This window comes from Novosphingobium sp. KCTC 2891, assembly GCF_025938155.1.
Lineage (GTDB): Bacteria > Pseudomonadota > Alphaproteobacteria > Sphingomonadales > Sphingomonadaceae > Novosphingobium.
Genome location: NZ_JAPCZG010000008.1, coordinates 1 through 19,333 on the forward strand (window position 1 = coordinate 1; position 19,333 = coordinate 19,333).

Sequence of the window (19,333 nt, forward strand, 5' to 3'; positions counted from 1 at the left end):
CGGCCAGACCGGCAAGATCGTGGCACCGGAAGTCTATGTCGCGGTCGGCATCTCGGGCGCGATCCAGCACCTCGCCGGCATGAAGGACTCCAAGACCATCATCGCCATCAACAAGGACGAGGATGCCCCGATCTTCCAGGTCGCCGACATCGGCCTGGTCGGCGATCTGTTCTCCATCGTTCCGGAAGCCACCGCACGGCTTTGACGGGGCGGGCGTCCCCCGATCCCCCAGCGAGTATTCGTTCATGAATCTTCATGTCCAGGGCGTGGAGGGCTATGCTCCCACGTCCAGCCTGTCCGTGGAAACCGTCCTGTCGGTCCGCCACTGGAACGACCGGCTTTTCAGCTTCACCATCACGCGCCCGGCGAGTTTCCGTTTTCGATCGGGCGAGTTCGTGATGGTCGGGCTTGCTGGTCCCCAGCGCCCCCTGTTGCGGGCCTATTCGATCGCAAGTCCTGCCTGGGCGGAGGAGCTTGAGTTCCTGTCGATCAAGGTCGATGACGGGCCGCTGACGTCCAGGCTCCAGAATATCGTGCCTGGCGACCCCGTTTATCTCGGTCGCAAGTCCACCGGAACGCTGGTCCCTGACGCGCTACGCCCGGGCAAGCGGTTGTTCATGTTCGGCACCGGGACCGGGCTTGCCCCCTTCATGTCTCTGATCCGCGATCCTGATATCTACGACCAGTTCGAGCAGATCGTCGTCGTGCACTGTGTTCGCCATGTCAGCGACCTTGCCTATCGCGCGGAGCTGGAAGGCCAACTGGCGGGCGATCCCCTGGTTCAGGATCAGGCACTTACCCAATTGCACTACGTTCCGACCGTGACGCGCGATGCGTTCCACACCGCAGGGCGGATTGGTGCGCTCATCGCGAATGGCTTGCTGTTCGACCGTATCGGGGGGGCGGGGCGGCTCGATCCGGCGACCGATCGCATAATGCTTTGCGGCAGCATGGCGATGATCCGCGACCTTTCCCAGGTTCTGGAGGGATTGGGATTCGAGGAAGGCTCGAATGCCCGACCAGCGGACTTCGTGATCGAGCGCGCTTTCGTCGGCTGATATCGAGCAGTGCCGGGTGAGGGCAGCATTCAGCTTGGCAGATGGCACCATATTGATATAACACCTAGTTGCATATCTATAATGGGGAATGACCATGGCTGATGAAGTTCTGATCGACGACCTCGACGGAATTCGAGTGGTCACGCTCAATCGACCCGACCGGCTGAATGCCCTGAACGGTGCGATGATGGGGCCGCTCGCCGATGCTTGCGCCGATGCGGCGCGGGAAGCATCGGTCGGTTGTGTCGTTATCACCGGGGCCGGTAGGGGTTTCTGCGCCGGCGGTGATATCAAGGACGGTGGGGGCGAGAAGGCTGTCGTCCCGGCCAATCCGCTCAGCGGAAGCCGGGTCGAGCAGGGCTATTCCCGCCTACGCGGATTTATGGAAACATCCCGCCTGCTCCACGAAATGCCCAAGCCGACCATTGCCATGATCAACGGGCCCGTCGCAGGGGCCGGGATCGGCATCGCTGGCGCCTGCGATTTGCGCTTTGCCGGATATTCGGCGACGTTTTTGGCTGCATTCGACAGGATTGGTGCCAGCGGCGATTTCGGCAGCACCTGGTTCTGGACGAAGATCGTCGGCACCGGTGTGGCACGCGAACTCTTCTTGCTTGGCGACAAGCTTTCCGCCGAGGAGGCCTTTGCCAAGGGTCTTTACACCCGCCTTCATGACGACGCCAACTTGCGCGAGGAGACGCTGAAGGCGGCGCGCCGCCTGGTCGACGGGCCGCGCATGGGCTACCGCTACATGAAGCTCAATCTCAACAATGCCGAGGATTGGGCATTCGAGGCTGCGCTCGACGCCGAGGCCCTCAACATGGGCTTATCGACGCAGGCTTCAGCGTTGATCTGGCGCGAGCAGAGGAATTCGCCGCAGGAGTAGGCGCCCCGCGCAGGCTGCACTGACACGCCGCCTTTGACATCGGCGGGGTCGATTCTGCTTCCGATATAGCACTTGGCTGACTAGCTAGGCCGTTGCGAGACGCCGCGCCGGCGTCAGGAGCTTGTCAATGTCGCTGGAAAAGCCCGAAGAATCGATGTCTGCTATTCGCCTCCACGTTCCCAAGACAAGTGAAGTCCTTGCCGACCAGATACGGGCGCAGATCATTCGCGGCGAAATCGCCGAGGGCGCGGCATTGCCACCCGAGGGGCAACTCATGGAGGGGCTGGGCATTTCCCGGCCGACCTTGCGGGAGGCGTTCCGCATCCTCGAGGCCGAAGGCCTCATATCGGTCGTGCGCGGTTCGCGAACAGGCGCCCGGGTCCACAAGCCTTCCGTGGATCTCGTCTCGCGCTACGCCGGCTACGTGCTGGAATCGCAAGGCACCACCATTGCCGACCTTTACCAGGCAAGGCTGGCGATCGAACCCTCGGTGGTGCGCTGGTTGGCCACGGAAAAGGGCGCGGGGAAGCTGGCTCCGCTGCGCGACCTGATTGCCCGCATGAACGCGCTGCTGGACGAAGACCGCCACGACGAATTCATCGATCTGGTCGAAGTGTTCCACCAGGCACTCGTCGCCGCGAGCGGGTTGAAGACGCTCACGTTCCTCAGCCGGATGCTGCTGAACCTTGCCGCCAAGCACCAGCGCGGCTTCCAGGAACGCCAGACCCGGTCGGGCGAAGTACGGCGCAAGAGCCACCGCGCTGGCGTGCGCTCTTACCAGAAGCTCGTTGATCTGATTGAATCCGGCGATGTGGAAGCTGCCGTCGCGCATTGGCGCCTGCACCTGCAAAACGCCAACGACACCTGGACGGCCAACGGCGAAGGAAGCCGCGTGGTCGACTCTCTCGCCTAGTTGGCGGAGAGGGGCCGACCTGGGGCGGGCGGTAGACCATGACGGCGAAGGGCCGGAAGCCAGGTCAGCCGCCGCGCTCCTCTGACGCTTGACGCACGGGTTCGTTCTGGCGCGAAGCCCGCGGCGCGGGGCACCGTCCGCGCCACGCCGGCGTGACCGGGGTGGCGGGGTTGAAGCTCGTGCCAAACGCCGTTATCGGCCGCGCCAACCGCAAGGACCCGGTGCAAAACCGGGTGGCTATTCCGGCCGCCGATCCGCCGGACAACATCATGCACGACAATAGACCCTGCGCGCGGCTTGGACGCGCCTCGTGCTCATGTGGAATTCTCATGAAGGAAAGTCTTGAACGCTATCGCCGCGAATGGTTCGCTGGCGGTGCAGGCCTTCGGGCCGATGTGCTTGCCGGCATCGTCGTCGCGCTCGCCCTTATACCCGAGGCAATCGGCTTCTCGATCATCGCCGGGGTCGATCCGCGCGTCGGTCTCTATGCCTCGGTCGCCATCGCCGTGGTCATCTCGCTGATCGGCGGGCGGCCCGGCATGATTTCCGCAGCCACTGCCGCCGTCTCGGTCGTGGTAACCCCGCTGGTGCACGATCATGGGGTGCAATACCTTTTTGCCGCCACCATCCTGATGGGCGTCATCCAGGCCATCGCCGGGCTGCTCCGCCTCAATCTGATGATGCAGTTCGTGTCGCGCTCCGTCATCACCGGCTTCGTCAACGCGCTCGCGATCCTGATCTTCATGGCCCAGTTGCCACAGCTCATCGGCGTGAGCTGGCACACCTACGCCATGGTCGCGGCCGGCCTTGCCATCATCTACACATTCCCGCGACTGACGCGGGCCGTTCCTTCGCCGCTTGTCGCCATCCTGGGGCTTACGGTCGTCAGCATCGCCCTTGGCCTGCCGGTGAACACCGTGGGCGACATGGGCAAGCTGCCGCAAGGCCTGCCCAGCCTTGCCCTGCCGGACGTTCCCCTGACCTGGGAGACGCTGCGGATTATTGCACCCTATTCGCTGACCATGGCGGCGGTCGGCCTGCTGGAATCGCTGCTCACTGCGCAGATCGTTGATGACATGACCGATACCGACAGCGACAAGCGCCGCGAATGCATGGGACAGGGGGGCGCGAATGTTGTCGCCGCGTTGTTCGGCGGCATGGGCGGCTGCGCGATGATCGGCCAGTCGGTGATCAACGTGACTTCCGGAGGTCGGAGGCGGCTCTCCACCTTCGTCGCGGGGGCATTCCTGCTGTTCCTGCTGGCCGTGCTCGGGCCATGGGTTGGACGCGTACCAATGCCGGCGCTGGTCGCGGTGATGATCATGGTTTCGATCGGCACCTTTTCATGGAACTCGATCCCCAACCTTCGCCGCCACCCGCCCACTTCTTCGGTCGTCATGCTCGTCACGGTTGTGGTTGTAGTGACGACGCATGACCTGTCACTTGGCGTGCTGGCTGGTGTGATGCTCTCGGGCATCTTCTTTGCCGGCAAGGTGCAACGGATGTTTGCCATCGAGCGCGAGCCTTCGCCCGATGGCAGCGCTGCGACCTACCGCGTGCATGGCGAGATATTCTTCGCCTCGGTCGAGCGCTTCACACGCGCCTTCCATGCCGAGGATACCGCTGATGCCGTCTCCATCGACGTGTCCCGTGCGCATTTCTGGGACATCTCGGCCGTCGACGCGCTGGACAAGATCGTCGCGCGCTTGCGCCGCGACGGGCGGCAGGTCGAAGTGATCGGCTACAATGAAGCTAGCGCCGACATCGTCGATCGCTTTGCGCAACACGATAAGACCGGCTTCGAACTGGGGGCCGTGCCACACTGATCCGCACGGGTGGTATTGCCCGGCAAAACGTCGAAGCGCCACTGCCGCGCAGCTATATTCGGGCGATCAGGCCGTGCCGGCTCAACATGCGGAGAAAACGCGCATAATCTTCAGTGGTCGAAACGGCGCCGCCTTGCCGGACCGGATTCAGTCTGGGCCAGGGACCATCAAGGAGCATTGCGTTGTGAAGGATCCCGCCTGAACGCTTGCGCAGCTGCAGGTAAGCCAACGTCTTCGCGCTGCGCCCGAGCCGCCGCGGCCCACCATTCCAGTTGCGCAATGGCGCGACCGAAGTACGCCTGCCAGGACTGCGCATCTGTATCCGCGCCAAAATCGCCGGATTCAGCCAGAACTTCCTGAGCCTTCGGGATATGGATCATGGCGGAAACCGGCAGGCAGCCCAATTCGGACAGGAATGTCCGCATTCCGATAGCAGCGCGCGCGCCGCCCCACTGACCGGCCGAATAGGTGACGATTGCACTGGGCTTGTAGGAAAATAGAGAACTACCGAAGTGGTTCAGAAGATGGGCGAGGGCCGGGCTCATGGAATGATTGTATTCCGGGCTGACCATTACATATCCGTCGGCCGCTTCGATTTTCTCGGCCAGCAGGCCGAGGGCCGCCGGTGCCGCGCCTTTTGCATATGCAAAATGTGGTTTGAACGAGGCTGGGAGGTCGATCGACAGCGGGTCGATCAACTCCACGGAATGCCCTTTATCGATCAGTTGCAGCTCAAATTGCCGCGCTACGCGCAGGCCAAGCCGGACCGGACGTGGGGGCGCACTGTCGCGAGCTGATCCGAGAAATACAAGAAGGTTCAGCAAGGCATCCAACTCCATCGTTCGCCGCTTGGGTACAGCTCACCTTGCATAACACCGATCGAGAAAGTCCTTCATCATTTGGCGACGCACGAATTGTCGCCTGCCGAGCGTGCGCAGCGGAGAGGATCTGCTCTTTTGAGCGAGGGTTTGTCTTCCCGATCGAGCCGCGGTTCGCGGAAAGAGGCAGCCAGGCTAACACGAGGCCATCCCGCCCTTCCGCCCGCAGAGCGGAAGCGCGTGATAGCCTCGTGCGTGCCGGTCTGAAGTTCAGCCCGGACTTCTGGATTCCAGATTGAGCGCGAGGACGTTGCGTTCCTCGGGCGACGCGGCCAGGCGCTGGGCTTCTGCACGCTGGAGTAGGCGGGTCTGGCGTTGGAGGTCATCCCGGCTGTCAGCGAAGATGAGGTTGGCCTGCATTTGCCGACCCGGTTCCACGCCATCGGGCAGAGGGTGGAGTGTGCGCAGCGCGCGTACCGCACGCATTGCCTGGGCGTCCAGCCGGCGGTCGGCGGGGTGCACCAGAGTCAAATTTGTCGGTTTGCCGTCTTGTCCGCATTCGAACCGCACCGAGACGAATCCGGTACTCCGTCTGTCGCTCCCGAGCGAAACGGGAAAACGAAGATTGTCGGAAAGTTCCCCGTTCAGCCGGTGGACCCAGACGTTCACCGGGGGGCGGCTGGAAACGACGATGTGGTTCTCCACATCTTTCGCTGAGGTCTGGCCCGTGACCATCAGGCCAGCGGCCAAGGCGATTACGAGAACGTATTTCATAGCCTCATCCTTCTTCTAAGAAGAGGACCGGCGATTTCGAGGCATCCGCATGATTTCGCGACCATTATTATGGCGATTGCTGCGATAACCGATCAGGAGGGCGAGCGGTCTGCGGACACAAGCTTTCCTATGGTCAATTATTGCTAATCATCATTGAATGTCAAAGGATCTGACTTTGCATGGCTGTTTTAGCAACAATCGGTGAAATTGCGAATATATTGCGATTATCTTGCGAATGATTCTTATAGTGATCGATATCATTATTGTGGCGAGGTGCCTCGTGCCGTCAGCGGTGATCCGTGCCGACGGCGAATCGCCTGCTGCGGTGGACAAGGTCGTCCTGCCTAGTTCTCCGGCAGCAGGGGTCTCGCACCAGTTGTGCGGCCAGCGGTGCCTCCAGGCGGCACCGCTGGCCTTGATCGCCCAATCCGCGGGTCAGGCCGCTGCGGCGCACTCGGTCGCCTGCTTGATCGCGCGCTTGGCATCGAGTTCGGCAGATTCGAACGCCCCGCCGACGAGTTCGGAGGAAATCCCCGCCGCTTCCAGCTGATCGTGCAGCGTGCGCAAGGGATCCTGCCCGGCGCAGACGATGACCGTATCGGCCTCGAACAGCACCGGATCGCCGCCGACCACGGCGTGCAGGCCCGCATCGTCGATCTTCACGTAGTCGGCGCCCGAGACCATCTTCACGCCGCGCCGCTGCAAGGTGATGCGATGGGTCCAGCCGGTGGTGCGGCCAAGGCCTTGTCCCACGGGCGTCTCCTTGCGCTGGAGCAGGGTCACCTCGCGCCCGCTGGTGGCGACTTCCGGCGTCACGCCGGTCACGCCGCCGCGCGGGTGGTTCTTGAAGTCGATGCCCCATTCCTTCGCGAACACGTCGACGTCGAGCGCGCTGCTCTTGCCCGCGTGGGTGATCAGTTCGGCCACGTCGAAGCCGATGCCGCCCGCGCCGATGATCGCGACCTTCTGCCCGACTTCGGCCTTGCCGGTGATCACGTCGATGTAGCTGATCACCTTGGCATGATCGATGCCGGGGATCGGCGGGGTGCGCGGTGCGATACCGGTGGCCACCACGACATGGTCGAACCCGCCCGCCTTGATCGTATCGACATCGGCGCGGGTGCCGAGCCGCACGTCGACGCCCAGCTTGTCGAGCATTCGGCCATAGTAGCGCAGCGTTTCGTAGAACTCTTCCTTGCCGGGAATGCGCTTGGCGTAGTTGAACTGTCCGCCGATCTCCTCCGCCGCGTCGAACAGCGTGACCGCGTGGCCGCGCTCGGCGGCGGTGACGGCATAGGCGAGGCCGGCGGGGCCAGCGCCGACCACGGCGATCTTGCGCTTCGCTGCGGCGGGCGCGATCGTCAGTTCGGTTTCGCGGCAGGCGCGCGGATTGACGAGGCAGGTGGTCAGCCGCCCGGTGAAGGTGTGGTCCAGGCACGCCTGGTTACAGCCAATGCAGGTGTTGATCTCGTCCTCGCGGCCTTCCGCGGCCTTGTTGACCAGATCCGGGTCGGCCAGCATCGGGCGCGCCATCGAGACGATGTCGGCATCGCCCCGCGCCAGCACTTCCTCTGCCACCGAGGGCATGTTGATGCGGTTGCTGGTGATGACCGGGATCGACAGCTGCTTGCGCAGACGGCCGGTGACTTGCGCGAAGGCGGCGCGGGGCACCATCGTGGCGATGGTGGGCACGAAGCTTTCGTGCCAGCAGAAGTGGGTCGAGATGACGTCCACGCCTTCGGCCTCGAGCGCCTTGGCGAGGCTGACGACTTCGTCCCACGCCAGGCCTTCCTGCAGCATGTCCATTGCCGAGATGCGGAAGACGAGGATGAAATCCTTGCCGACCGCTTCGCGCACGCGGCGCACGATCTCGACCGGGAAGCGCATCCGGTTGGCCCATTCGCCGCCCCAGCGATCGGTGCGCTGGTTGGTCTTGGAGACGAGGAAAGTGGAGATGAGATAGCCTGCCGAGCCGATGATCTCGACCCCGTCATAGCCGGCTTCCTTCGCCAGCGCCGCGCAGCGGGCGAAGGCGGCGATCTGCTCCTCGATGCCTTCCTCGGTCAGCTCGTTGGGCTGGTAGCGGCCGATGCGCGACTTGACCGGCGACGGCGCGACGCAATCGGGCGTGCCGGCGAGAGGGCCGGTGTGGAGGATCTGCATCACGATCTTCACATCGTCTGCAGCCTCGTGAACCGCGTCGGTCACCTGCCGGTGCATCGCGACGTCATCGGCGTCGACCAGCTTGGCGCCGTTGCCGGCGGTGGGATGGGGGCCGATGCCGCCGGTGATGATCATGCCCACGCCGCCCTTGGCGCGCTCGACGAAATAGGCCGACAGGCGTTCCGCCGCGTTGGGCACGTCTTCCAGACCGGTGTGCATGGAGCCCATCAGGATGCGGTTCTTGATGGTGGTGGTGCCCACCTTCAGCGGTGAAAAGACGTGCGGATACCTGGATGTCACGGCGAATCCCCTCTCATACTAAACACTGTTTGGCAGTTGCCATAACGAACACCGTTTAGTATCGCAAGCGGCATGGCCCTCCCGCTTACCGACGAGCAAGTGAACGATGTCCGCCAGCGCATCCGCGAAGTGGCGGAGAAGCATATCGCGCGCGACGGCCCCTCGGGTGCGTCGATGCGCGCCATCGCCACCGAGATGGGTTGGACGGCGGCTTCGCTCTATCGCTACTACGCGAGCAAGGCGGACCTGCTCGCGGCGACGCGCACAGCGGCCTATGACCGCTTTTCGGATTGCATCGAGGCGGCTGGGCAGGGCGCGGGTGACCTTTGGGAGCGGTCGCGCGCCATCGGAGATGCTTATGCCGATTTCGCCTTCCGTGAGCCGGCGGCCTACCAGCTGATTTTCGCGTTCGAGCAGGACGAGGCCGAATCCAGCCCGGAATTGCGGCGGGCGCAGGCGCGCTCGGGCTTCCTCCTGACCAGCTACGTGCGCGAAATGGTCGCCCAGGGACTGCTGGAGGGCAATGCCGACCAGATCGCCCACGCTTATTGGGCGGCGCTGCACGGATTGGTGGTGCTGCGTATGGCCGGTCGGATCAAGGACGCGCAGACTTTCGACGAACTTCGCCTCGGCGCGGCGCGGCTGATCACGCGCGGCGCGCGGCCGCAAAAATGACCGGCGCGGCCTGACCACCGGGTTCGGGGCGGTTCACGCTGCGGCCACTTGGCCCAGCGTGCAGGCCGCGCCCCTCACTTTGGCAGGCTGCGGGCCGCCGACGATCCAGGCGCGGGTCGGATTAATTTTGCTAGCGCAGGAACCCCATTGAAAGAATGCGATTTTCCGGAAGGGGCCGGGTTTACCGTCCTCGGGAATGCGCTTTTGGGGGGGCGCGATGAGCAAGGTGGCGCCGCAACAAGATATGGGAATTGGCCGCCAGGAGATGGTCGCGGCGCTGAGGCAACTGCGGCGAGGGGATTTCAGCGTTCGCCTGCCGCATGAGGGCCCCCACGCGGATGCCGAGATTGCGGCGCTGTTCAATGAGGTCGTCGCCCTCAATCAGCAAATCACCGAAGAGTTCGAGCGCCTTTCGCGCGTGGTCGGAAAGGAGGGGCGGATCGAGCACCGGGTAAAGGTGCGCGGCGCCACCGGAGGGTGGGCCCTGACCCTGCGTTCGATAAACGAACTGATCGACGACATGGTGCAGCCCACCACCGAGGTGGCCCGCGTGATCGGCGCGGTGGCGAAGGGCGACCTGTCCCAGGCGATGGCTGTCGAAATCGAGGGACGCGCGCTGCGGGGCGAGTTCCTGCGCATTGGCGAAGTCGTCAACACCATGGTGGAGCAGCTTGCGAGCTTCGCCTCGGAAGTCACGCGAGTGGCGCGCGAAGTGGGCACCGAGGGCAAGCTGGGCGGTCAGGCGCAAGTGCGCGGCGTTGCCGGCACATGGAAGGACCTGACCGACAACGTCAACCTGATGGCGGCGAACCTGACCGATCAGGTGCGCAACATCGCCGAAGTGACCACCGCCGTGGCGCTGGGCGACCTGTCGAAGAAGATCACCGTCGACGTGAAGGGCGAGATCCTCGAGCTGAAGAACACGATCAACACGATGGTGGACCAGCTCAACGGCTTTGCCTCGGAAGTGACGCGCGTGGCGCGCGAAGTGGGCACGGAAGGCAAGCTTGGCGGTCAGGCGCAGGTGCCCGGCGTGGGCGGCACGTGGAAGGACCTGACCGACAACGTCAACGCCATGGCCGCCAACCTGACGGGGCAGGTGCGCAACATCGCCGATGTGACCACCGCGGTGGCGCTGGGCGACCTGTCGAAGAAGATCACGGTGGACGTGAAGGGCGAGATCCTCGAGCTGAAGAACACCATCAACACGATGGTCGACCAGCTCAATTCGTTCGCGTCGGAAGTGACGCGCGTGGCGCGCGAAGTGGGCACCGAGGGCCGGCTTGGCGGCCAGGCGCAGGTCGAAGGCGTGGGCGGCACGTGGAAGGACCTGACCGATAACGTCAACCTGATGGCGGCGAACCTGACCGGCCAGGTGCGCAACATCGCCGAAGTGACCACCGCCGTGGCGCGCGGCGATCTGTCGAAGAAGATCACCGTGGAAGTGCGCGGTGAAATCCTCGAGCTGAAGAACACGATCAACGTCATGGTCGATCAGCTCAACTCCTTCGCGTCGGAAGTGACGCGCGTGGCCCGCGAAGTGGGTACCGAGGGCCGGCTTGGCGGCCAGGCCCGCGTGGAGGGCGTTGGCGGCACTTGGAAGGATCTGACCGACAACGTCAACGCCATGGCGGGCAACCTGACCGGACAGGTGCGCAACATCGCCGAAGTGACCACCGCGGTGGCGCTGGGCGACCTGTCGAAGAAGATCACCGTCGACGTGAAGGGCGAGATCCTTGAGCTGAAGAACACGATCAACACGATGGTCGACCAGCTCAACGGCTTTGCCTCGGAAGTGACGCGCGTGGCGCGCGAAGTGGGCACGGAAGGCAAGCTGGGCGGTCAGGCGCAGGTGCCCGGCGTTGGCGGCACGTGGAAGGACCTGACCGACAACGTCAACGCCATGGCCGCCAACCTGACGGGGCAGGTGCGCAACATCGCCGACGTGACGACCGCGGTGGCGCTGGGCGACCTGTCGAAGAAGATCACGGTGGACGTGAAGGGCGAGATCCTTGAGCTGAAGAACACAATCAACACCATGGTCGACCAGCTCAATTCGTTCGCCTCGGAAGTGACGCGCGTGGCGCGCGAAGTGGGCACCGAGGGCAAGCTTGGCGGTCAGGCGCAGGTGCGCGGCGTTGCCGGCACGTGGAAGGACCTGACCGACAACGTCAACCTGATGGCTGACAACCTGACCGGTCAGGTGCGCAACATCGCCGAAGTGACCACCGCCGTGGCGCGCGGCGATCTTTCAAAAAAGATCACGGTGGACGTGAAGGGCGAGATCCTCGAGCTGAAGAACACGATCAACACGATGGTGGACCAGCTTAACGGCTTTGCCTCGGAAGTGACGCGCGTGGCGCGCGAAGTGGGCACCGAGGGCAAGCTTGGCGGTCAGGCGCAGGTGCCGGGCGTTGGCGGCACGTGGAAGGACCTGACCGACAACGTCAACCTGATGGCCACCAATCTCACCAACCAGGTGCGCGGCATCGCCGATGTCGTGACCGCGGTGGCGCAGGGCAACCTCAAGCGCAAGCTGACGTTCGATGCCAAGGGCGAGATCGCCGCGCTCGCGGAAACGATCAACGGGATGATCGAGACGCTTTCTACCTTTGGCGATCAGGTGACGAACATGGCGCGTGAGGTCGGCGTCGAGGGCCGGCTGGGCGGGCAGGCCCGTGTGCCGGGGGCCGCGGGGCTTTGGCGCGATCTGACCGACAACGTCAATGCCATGGCCGCCAACCTGACCAACCAGGTCCGCTCGATCGCGGAAGTGGCGACGGCGGTGACCAAGGGCGACCTGACGCGGTCGATCGCGGTCGAGGCATCGGGCGAAATGGCCGCCCTGAAGGACAACATCAACGAGATGATCCTCAACCTGAAGGATCAGACGCTCAAGAACGCGCAGCAGGACTGGCTCAAGACAAACCTCGCCCGCTTTTCCCGTATGCTTCAGGGCGAGCGCGACCTCGCCACCATTTCCAACTTGATCATGTCCGAACTCGCGCCGCTGGTGAACGCGCAATACGGTGTGTTCTATGTGACCAGTCGCGAACAGGCCGATACCCGTCTCGATCTCGTCGCCAGCTACGGCGCGGAAAGCCACGCCGAACTGAAGAAGCAGTTTGCGCTGCGGGAAGGCCTGATCGGGCAGGCCGCGGCGGACAAGCGTCCGATCCGCCTGAGCAAGGTGCCGGGCGACTTCATCCGCATCGGCTCCGGGCTGGGCCAGGCGGCCCCCGCCAACATCAACATTCTGCCGGCCCTGTTCGAGGACGAAGTCCAGGCGGTGATCGAGCTGGCTTCGTTCGAGGAGTTCAACGAGACCCACCACAGCTTCCTGAACCAGCTGATGGAAACCGTGGGCATCGTGCTCAATACCATTGCCGCGACCATGCGAACGGAAGGCCTGCTCGCGCAGTCGCAGTTGCTCACGCAGGAATTGCAGGCGCGGCAGACCGAGCTGACGCGCAAGCAGCAGGAACTCCATGCGACCAACGAGGAACTTCAGGAAAAGGCGCAGCTCCTCGAAAACGAGAAGCGGCAGGTGGAGGCCAAGAACTTCGAGATCGAGATGGCCCGCCGCGCCGTCGAGGAAAAGGCCGAGCAGTTGGCCCTGACGTCCAAGTACAAGTCGGAATTCCTGGCCAACATGAGCCACGAGCTGCGCACGCCGCTCAATTCCCTGCTGATCCTGTCAAAATTGCTGGCGGAAAACCAGCAGGGCAACCTGAACGAGAAGCAGACCGAGTTCGCGCGCACGATCCATGGCGCGGGAACCGATCTGCTCAACCTCATCAACGACATCCTCGATCTGTCGAAGATCGAATCCGGCACGGTCACCATCGATCTTGGCGATATGTCGATGGCCGGCCTCAAGCAGCATCTGGAACGCACGTTCCGGCAACTGGCGTCGGAAAAGGGACTGCTGTTCGAGGTGGACTTCGATGAAGGACTGCCCGCCACGATCCGCACCGATGAGAAGCGCTTGCAGCAGATCATGCTCAATCTGTTGTCGAATGCGTTCAAGTTCACGTCCGCCGGCGGGGTCACGCTGACGGCCCGTGCTGCCACGCGCGGGTGGAGCGCCAGCCATCCGGTGCTGCACGAAGGGGTGGCGGCGCTGGAAATTTCGGTCAGCGATACCGGCATCGGCATTCCGCCAGACAAGCAGAAGCTGATCTTCGAGGCTTTCCAGCAGGCCGATGGCACAACCAGCCGTAAATATGGCGGGACCGGCCTGGGCTTGTCGATCAGCCGGGAGATCGCCCGATTGCTGGGGGGCGAGTTGCAGGTTCGCTCCGTTCCCCACGAAGGCTCGACCTTCACGCTGTTCGTGCCGATCGTCACGGCGGGCGCGCCCGTTCCGCTTCCCGTTCCCGGTCTTGCCCCCAGCATCGAAACCGCTGCGGCCGGGTATGGCCTGCACGATGACCGCGACGACCTGAAGAACCACCCCTTCGTGATGATCGTGGAGGATGATCCCGCGTTCGCCGGCATCCTGCTCGACCTGGCGCATGAGGCGGGCCTGAAGGGCGTCATTTCCACGGCCGGGTCCGGCACGCTGGCCATGGTGCGCAAGCTGCGACCGAATGCCATCACGCTCGATCTGGGGCTTTCCGACATCGACGGGTTCGTGTTGCTGGACCTTCTTCGCCACGATGCGGAAACGGCGAATATTCCTGTCCATGTGATTTCCGGAAAGCAGCAGGCGGCGCAGGCATTGTCCCTCGGCGCCTCCGACGTGACCGAGAAGCCCGCCGATCGCGATCGGCTGTTCGCCCTGTTCGAGAGGATGGCCGCCAATGCCCGTGCCTTGCCCGCGAAGCGCCGCGGCAACGCGGTCCAGAAAGCGCCTCGTTCAAGCGCAATGCCGGAACTTGCAGGTAGCCGGATCCTGATCGTCGATGACGATATCCGGAATATCTATTCGCTCACCAGCGTTCTCGAAGCGCACAATGTCGAGGTGCTGCACGCGGAGAGCGGCCTTGATGGCATCCGCATCCTGGAAACCGTCAACGGGATCGATGCCGCCCTGATCGACATCATGATGCCGGACATGGATGGTTACGAAACGATGCGGCAGATCCGCTCGCGGCCGGCGATCGCGACCACTCCGCTGGTTGCGGTGACGGCAAAGGCGATGAAGGGCGATCGCCAGAAATGCCTGGATGCGGGTGCATCGGATTACATTTCCAAGCCGGTCGACGTGGATCTTCTGCAAGCTCTGCTGCGGGTCTGGATCGGTCGGTCCCGCGCCGCGCGTCGTCCCCCCAAGCCGCGCGCACGCGCCGCCAAGGTTGCATAGACATGATGCTGGTATCCAGTCCCTCGCTCGTGACGAGCGACCTTCCCGACGTTCCGCTTGCTCCGGCGCGGATCCTGGTGGTGGACGACGATGAGCGTAATCTGCTGGCCCTGTCGCAGGTGCTCGCGGACCTCGGCGATGTCGTGACCACCACGTCGGGCCGCGGAGCCTTGCGCCATCTGCTGCAGGGCGAATTCGCGGTCATCCTGCTCGATGTGTTCATGCCGGGCATGGATGGCTATGAAGTGGCGTCGCTCATTCGGGATCGCAGGCAGACCGCGCACATCCCGATCATCTTTCTTTCCGCCGTCAACAAGGAGACCGAGCATCTCATGCGCGGATACGCGATGGGCGCGGTGGACTATGTGTTCAAGCCTGTCGATCCCGTGGTGCTCAAGTCCAAGGTCGGGGTTTTCGTCGATCTCTACAACATGCGTGCGCAGGTCGAGGCGAAGGGACGCGACGAGCGCCTGCTGCGCGAGCAGACCTTCCGGGCCGAACTCGAAAAGCTGCAAATGGAGCGCGAGCTGGAGAAGAGCCGCCTTCGCCAGGCATCCATGCTCGAAGCCCTGCCGCTGGCGCTCTACGAGGCAACGGTCGATGACGACGGCCGGCTCCAGCGCACCTTCGTGGGAGGAGACCTGTCCCGGATCGCGGGGGCAGATGCTGCCGCGATCGAGGCCGGTGACCTGCGCTGGGAGGATCGGATTCACCCGGAGGACGTCCCGACCGTTTCCGGGGCGGAGCCGGGGTCGAACCCGGGCGAGGGCGGGGCGATGTCGCTCGAATATCGGTGGGTGGCCGAGGGACGTGGCGTCCGCCATTTCATCGAGCAATGCGTGCGTATTTCCGATGATGGGGAAGAAGCACGCTGGGCGGGCACCCTGATCGACGTGACCGAGCGCAAGCAGCTGGAAGCGAAGCTGCTTCAAGCGGGCAAGGTCGAGGCGATCGGTCGACTGACCGGCGGTGTCGCGCACGACTTCAACAACCTTCTTGCCGCGGTTCTGGGCGGTCTCCATCTGCTGCAAAAGCGTGCCTCCCTCGGTGAGCGGGACCAGCTGGTCATCGACCGGATGCGTCATGCGGCCGAAAAGGGGGTCGAACTGGTGCGGCGCATGATGGCATTCGCCCGCAAGCAGGACCTTCAGCCCGTAGCGATCGAGCCGGATGGCCTTTGTGCTTCGGTGGCTGGCCTGGTCGAGCACACCATTGGCGGGACGATCACCGTTCAATGGCAGTGCGAGGCAGGAGGGGCGAATTTCTTCGTCGACCGGTCGCAACTGGAGTTGGGGCTGGTCAATCTCATTCTCAACGCGCGCGACGCCATGCCTCGTGGCGGCACCATCACCGTCAACATCCGTAGGGCGGAAGAAGATGAAGTGGATCGCGCGGGCCTGGCGGCCGGGCCTTACCTTTCTGTCTGCGTTGCCGACGAAGGCACGGGCATTCCCGAAGCGATCATCAGCAAGATCACCGAGCCTTTCTTTACCACGAAAGAGGCGGGCAAGGGGACCGGCCTTGGCCTGTCGATGGTGATGGGCTTCGTCCACCAGTCAGGCGGCAAGCTCGAAGTGCAAAGCCGCGAAGGCGCCGGGACGCGGATCACGTTCTACCTGCCTGCCACCCATGAGCAGGCGGCCGGGAAAGCACCCGAAATCCTTGCACCCGCGACGGCCGAAGATTGCCGGAAATCGATCCTTGTGGTGGACGATGATGAGGCGGTCAGAACCGTCTTGGTCGAACAGCTGCGCGAATGGGGCATGGAGGTTGCCAGCGCGGTGGACGGCAAGGCCGCGCTTGAGGCACTGGCGGCAACGCCGGATCACTTCGATATCCTGCTTACCGACTATGCCATGCCGGGAATCAATGGGGCGGAATTGATCGACAGGGTCGTCGCTATGCCCAACGCTCCCAGATGCCTGTTGATGACGGGATATGCAGACGAGCAGGTCAAGATTGTCTTGCCGCCCGAAGTGCCGCTCCTGCACAAGCCGCTGGATCATAATCTGCTGATGAGCAGTCTCTGCTTGAATTAGAGCCGCCGGGCAGGCGGTGGTCCTCCCACCCCGCTCGGCCGCTGCGGTGAATGGAAACGCAAGGGCAGGCGATTTCGCCCGCCCTTGCGCCGCTGTCAGGCCACGGCCGAGCGGAGGCGTGCCGCATCCCGGCGGGCAACTTCGCCGCGAACCAGCGGGATCAGTTCCCGTCCATAATCCCTGGCGTCCTGAAGCGGGTTGAAGCCGCGGATCAGGATCGTCTCGATGCCGAGGTCGTAGTAGTCGAGCAGGCTTTCGGCGACCTGTTCGGGGGTGCCGACAAGAGCGGTGGAATTGCCGCCCGCTCCGGTGAGCGAGGCGATCTCGGTCCACAGGCGCTTGTCGACGACCTTGCCTTGCGCGGCGGTTTCAAGAAGGCGGATCGATCCCACGTTCTGCGGCTGGCCCGGCTTTTCGCGGCGGCCGAAGATCTGCGCTCCCTTGGCCTGCAACGTCTTCGCCTTGCCCAGGATCTCTTCGGCGCGGGCCCATGCTTCGGCCTCGGTCGGCGCGATGATCGGGCGCACCGACAGGCTGAAGCGTAGCGGCTGATCGCGCTCGTGCCGCGCTTCTGCGGCGCGGATGCGGTCGAGCTGTTCGCGCGTCCCGGCCAGCGATTCCGCCCAGAGCATATAGGTATCGGCCGTGCGCGCGCCCACTTCGACGGCGGCATCGGACGAGCCGCTGAAGAACACCGGGATGTGCGGCTTCTGAAGCGGTCGCACGCTCGAAACGTTGTCCTCGACGCGGTAGTATTTGCCCGCGTGGCTGAAGGGCGCCTCGCTCGTCCAGGTCTTCTTGAGAATGTCGATGAACTCGCCGGTGCGCTCGTAGCGTTCGTCGTGGCTCAGGTAGTCGCCGTCGCGCTGCTGTTCGGCGTCGTTGCCGCCCGAGATGATGTTCACCGAAGCACGGCCACCCGACAGATGATCCAGCGTGGCGAATTTGCGCGCAGCGACCGTTGGAGAGACGAAGCCGGGGCGATGCGCCACGAGCAATCCCAGCCGTTCGGTGAAGGCGGCGGCGTATTGCGCGACGAGGAAGCCGTCGCCTGCCGAACTGCTGTAGGCGATCAGCGCCTTGTCGAAATCGCCCTCTTCCTGGGCGCGGGCAAACGACTTGATGAAGTCTGGCTGCACGACCGGCCCGGTCGGCGCGAGGCTTTCCGACGATTCATTGTAATGAAGAAAGCCGACGAACTCGACTGGCATGACCTGTCTCCTGATGCTGCAATGACAACGTCAGCATCGCAGCCGGCCATCGGTTCGAATAACGAGTATTGCCGGGGGCCGGATGACAAATTCCAACCGGAAATCTGGGGGTTTTATTGATCTGGATCAATGAAGTTTCGGCACTGTGCGCAGTGCGCGTCGTGCCGGACGGCCGATCCCGTCAACGATCGGGCAACCACCCGGTCGCGCGCGCGCGCTCTTCTTCGGTCGCGGTCAGGGCGGGGCCGGCAGCCATTTGCTGGGCCTGCTGCATCACCTCGGCAGCGCTGCCGGCCTGGCGATAGTCTCCATGGTCTTGAGCCGCCTTGCCGGTGCCCTCGATCTTCCAGCCTTCCCGGTCGCGGCACGCGATTCGGGTGGAGCCTGCCAGGGCATAGGCGCGGCAGAACCGTCCATCCCCGGCGCGGAAGCTCAGCAGGATGCGCGATGGCCCCGCGCCCTGTTCCGCCACCAGCTGATGGTCCAGCATCGCGGTCAGCGGATCATCTTGCAGGGCAGGGCGCAGCATCACCACCAGCGCAACCGATGCCGCCAGCGCAGGGACGGCTGCCCAGGCCCAACGTGCCGTCCGCCGCCGCCGCGCCGCAGCCAGGTCGATGACATCGTTCGTGCCGGCAAGCTGGCGCGTGAGGGCTGCTGGCAATGGCTCGTCAATCACCCCGCCGAAATGCCCGGCCAGGCGTTCGCGCAGCCGCCGGTGCGCCGAGACCTGCGCCTGGAACTGCGGAGAACCGGCCACGGCGGCGGCCACTTGCGCGCGTTCCTCGCCTTCAAGCTCGTTATCGGCAAATGCCGCGATCTGCTCGGGGGTGGGGATCATGCGGCTTCTCCCATTCTTGCGAGAAGGGCGTCGCGCCCCCGCACAAGGCGTGAGTTGAGCGTGCCAACGGGACAGCCCACGATGGCGGCGGCTTCGCGATAGGAATACCCTTCGACCATCACGAGGACCACGGCCTCGCGCTGCTCGTCCGGAAGTGTGGCCAGCGCCCTATCGACATCGCCGAGCATGGCGCCGGCTTCCTGTCCGCCATCCGCGCCCACGGCGCTGCCGAGTTCCTCGGTCATGAAAGTCTGGCCCCGCCGGGTGCGGGCGCGGACTTCGTCGATCCAGATATTGCGCATCATACGATAGATCCAGCTGTCGAGCCGCGTGCCTTCCTGCCATTTCGACTGGCTGCGCAACGCACGTTCGAGCGTTGCCTGGCACAAGTCGTCGGCTTCCGTCCGATCGCGAGACAGGCCCGCCGCGAAGCGCCGGAGGCGCGGCAACAGGTCAATCAGGGCGGAGGCGAACGGATCGGGCAGGAGGATGGGCCTTTCTGCGGGATGTAACGAACGGGC

The 19,333-nt window shown here is 64.0% G+C and carries 14 protein-coding genes and 1 other annotated feature; of the genes, 8 read left to right on the forward strand and 6 right to left on the reverse strand.

The window, feature by feature from the left end:
* From OLX02_RS14605 to OLX02_RS14625, 5 genes are all read left to right on the forward strand, one after another.
* Positions 1-205: electron transfer flavoprotein subunit alpha/FixB family protein (locus OLX02_RS14605; RefSeq protein WP_264424028.1), on the forward strand; the 205-nt coding region annotated here is incomplete at its 5' end.
* A 40-nt stretch (positions 206-245) separates the two neighbouring features.
* A complete protein-coding gene (locus OLX02_RS14610) occupies positions 246-1,058 on the forward strand; it encodes a ferredoxin--NADP reductase (RefSeq protein WP_264424029.1) in 813 nt (270 codons plus the stop codon).
* A gap of 94 nt (positions 1,059-1,152) precedes the next feature.
* A complete protein-coding gene (locus tag OLX02_RS14615) occupies positions 1,153-1,944 on the forward strand; it encodes an enoyl-CoA hydratase-related protein (RefSeq protein WP_264424030.1) in 792 nt (263 codons plus the stop codon).
* A gap of 127 nt (positions 1,945-2,071) precedes the next feature.
* The gene (locus tag OLX02_RS14620; protein WP_264424031.1) at positions 2,072-2,857 is read left to right on the forward strand and encodes a FadR/GntR family transcriptional regulator; all 786 of its coding nucleotides are present in this window, start codon (positions 2,072-2,074) and stop codon (positions 2,855-2,857) included.
* Positions 2,858-3,068: 211 nt separating this feature from the next.
* Positions 3,069-3,124: a sequence feature (sul1 is cis-regulatory element that is thought to sense ions involved in sulfur or methionine metabolism; They are found in Alphaproteobacteria), on the forward strand.
* 62 nt (positions 3,125-3,186) lie between these two features.
* Positions 3,187-4,683: a SulP family inorganic anion transporter gene (locus OLX02_RS14625; RefSeq protein ID WP_264424033.1), complete on the forward strand. Its 1,497-nt coding sequence runs from the start codon at positions 3,187-3,189 to the stop codon at positions 4,681-4,683.
* 167 nt (positions 4,684-4,850) lie between these two features.
* Here OLX02_RS14625 and OLX02_RS14630 read toward each other — a convergent pair whose 3' ends face one another.
* From OLX02_RS14630 to OLX02_RS14640, 3 genes are all read right to left on the reverse strand, one after another.
* Positions 4,851-5,507 (reverse strand): NADPH-dependent FMN reductase, encoded by a 657-nt coding sequence (locus OLX02_RS14630; RefSeq protein ID WP_264424035.1) that lies wholly within the window; start codon positions 5,505-5,507, stop codon positions 4,851-4,853.
* Positions 5,508-5,771: 264 nt separating this feature from the next.
* The gene (locus OLX02_RS14635) at positions 5,772-6,275 is read right to left on the reverse strand and encodes an energy transducer TonB (protein WP_264424037.1); all 504 of its coding nucleotides are present in this window, start codon (positions 6,273-6,275) and stop codon (positions 5,772-5,774) included.
* A 435-nt stretch (positions 6,276-6,710) separates the two neighbouring features.
* A complete protein-coding gene (locus OLX02_RS14640) occupies positions 6,711-8,738 on the reverse strand; it encodes an NADPH-dependent 2,4-dienoyl-CoA reductase (RefSeq protein ID WP_264424039.1) in 2,028 nt (675 codons plus the stop codon).
* Between the two features lie 72 nt (positions 8,739-8,810).
* Here OLX02_RS14640 and OLX02_RS14645 point away from each other — a divergent pair, with 72 nt between their 5' ends.
* From OLX02_RS14645 to OLX02_RS14655, 3 genes are all read left to right on the forward strand, one after another.
* Positions 8,811-9,413 (forward strand): TetR/AcrR family transcriptional regulator, encoded by a 603-nt coding sequence (locus OLX02_RS14645; RefSeq protein WP_264424041.1) that lies wholly within the window; start codon positions 8,811-8,813, stop codon positions 9,411-9,413.
* 217 nt (positions 9,414-9,630) lie between these two features.
* Complete coding sequence (locus OLX02_RS14650) at positions 9,631-14,721, forward strand: HAMP domain-containing protein (RefSeq protein ID WP_264424043.1); 5,091 nt, start codon at positions 9,631-9,633, stop codon at positions 14,719-14,721.
* Positions 14,722-14,723: 2 nt separating this feature from the next.
* The gene (locus OLX02_RS14655; protein ID WP_264424045.1) at positions 14,724-16,760 is read left to right on the forward strand and encodes a response regulator; all 2,037 of its coding nucleotides are present in this window, start codon (positions 14,724-14,726) and stop codon (positions 16,758-16,760) included.
* A gap of 95 nt (positions 16,761-16,855) precedes the next feature.
* Here the strand turns inward: OLX02_RS14655 and OLX02_RS14660 are convergent, their stop codons facing one another.
* The 3 genes from OLX02_RS14660 to OLX02_RS14670 form a co-directional block, all read right to left on the reverse strand.
* Entirely contained in the window at positions 16,856-17,971 is a 1,116-nt protein-coding gene (locus OLX02_RS14660; protein WP_264424047.1) for an LLM class flavin-dependent oxidoreductase, read from the reverse strand.
* A gap of 181 nt (positions 17,972-18,152) precedes the next feature.
* Positions 18,153-18,812 carry an anti-sigma factor family protein gene (locus tag OLX02_RS14665; protein ID WP_264424049.1) on the reverse strand — a complete coding sequence of 220 codons (660 nt, stop codon included), beginning with the start codon at positions 18,810-18,812 and terminating at the stop codon, positions 18,153-18,155.
* A complete protein-coding gene (locus OLX02_RS14670) occupies positions 18,809-19,297 on the reverse strand; it encodes an RNA polymerase sigma factor (RefSeq protein WP_264424354.1) in 489 nt (162 codons plus the stop codon). The genes OLX02_RS14665 and OLX02_RS14670 overlap by 4 nt, the downstream gene beginning before the upstream one ends.
* Positions 19,298-19,333 lie beyond the last annotated feature (36 nt).

Bases quoted from the DNA above. Each gene is read 5' to 3' on its own strand.
- OLX02_RS14650 (WP_264424043.1), top strand. From the start codon at position 9,631: ATGAGCAAGGTGGCGCCGCAACAAGATATGGGAATTGGCCGCCAGGAG.
- OLX02_RS14660 (WP_264424047.1), bottom strand. From the start codon at position 17,971: ATGCCAGTCGAGTTCGTCGGCTTTCTTCATTACAATGAATCGTCGGAA.
- OLX02_RS14665 (WP_264424049.1), bottom strand. From the start codon at position 18,812: ATGATCCCCACCCCCGAGCAGATCGCGGCATTTGCCGATAACGAGCTT.
- OLX02_RS14645 (WP_264424041.1), top strand. From the start codon at position 8,811: ATGGCCCTCCCGCTTACCGACGAGCAAGTGAACGATGTCCGCCAGCGC.
- OLX02_RS14635 (WP_264424037.1), bottom strand. From the start codon at position 6,275: ATGAAATACGTTCTCGTAATCGCCTTGGCCGCTGGCCTGATGGTCACG.
- OLX02_RS14655 (WP_264424045.1), top strand. From the start codon at position 14,724: ATGATGCTGGTATCCAGTCCCTCGCTCGTGACGAGCGACCTTCCCGAC.
- OLX02_RS14620 (WP_264424031.1), top strand. From the start codon at position 2,072: ATGTCGCTGGAAAAGCCCGAAGAATCGATGTCTGCTATTCGCCTCCAC.
- OLX02_RS14625 (WP_264424033.1), top strand. From the start codon at position 3,187: ATGAAGGAAAGTCTTGAACGCTATCGCCGCGAATGGTTCGCTGGCGGT.
- OLX02_RS14610 (WP_264424029.1), top strand. From the start codon at position 246: ATGAATCTTCATGTCCAGGGCGTGGAGGGCTATGCTCCCACGTCCAGC.
- OLX02_RS14615 (WP_264424030.1), top strand. From the start codon at position 1,153: ATGGCTGATGAAGTTCTGATCGACGACCTCGACGGAATTCGAGTGGTC.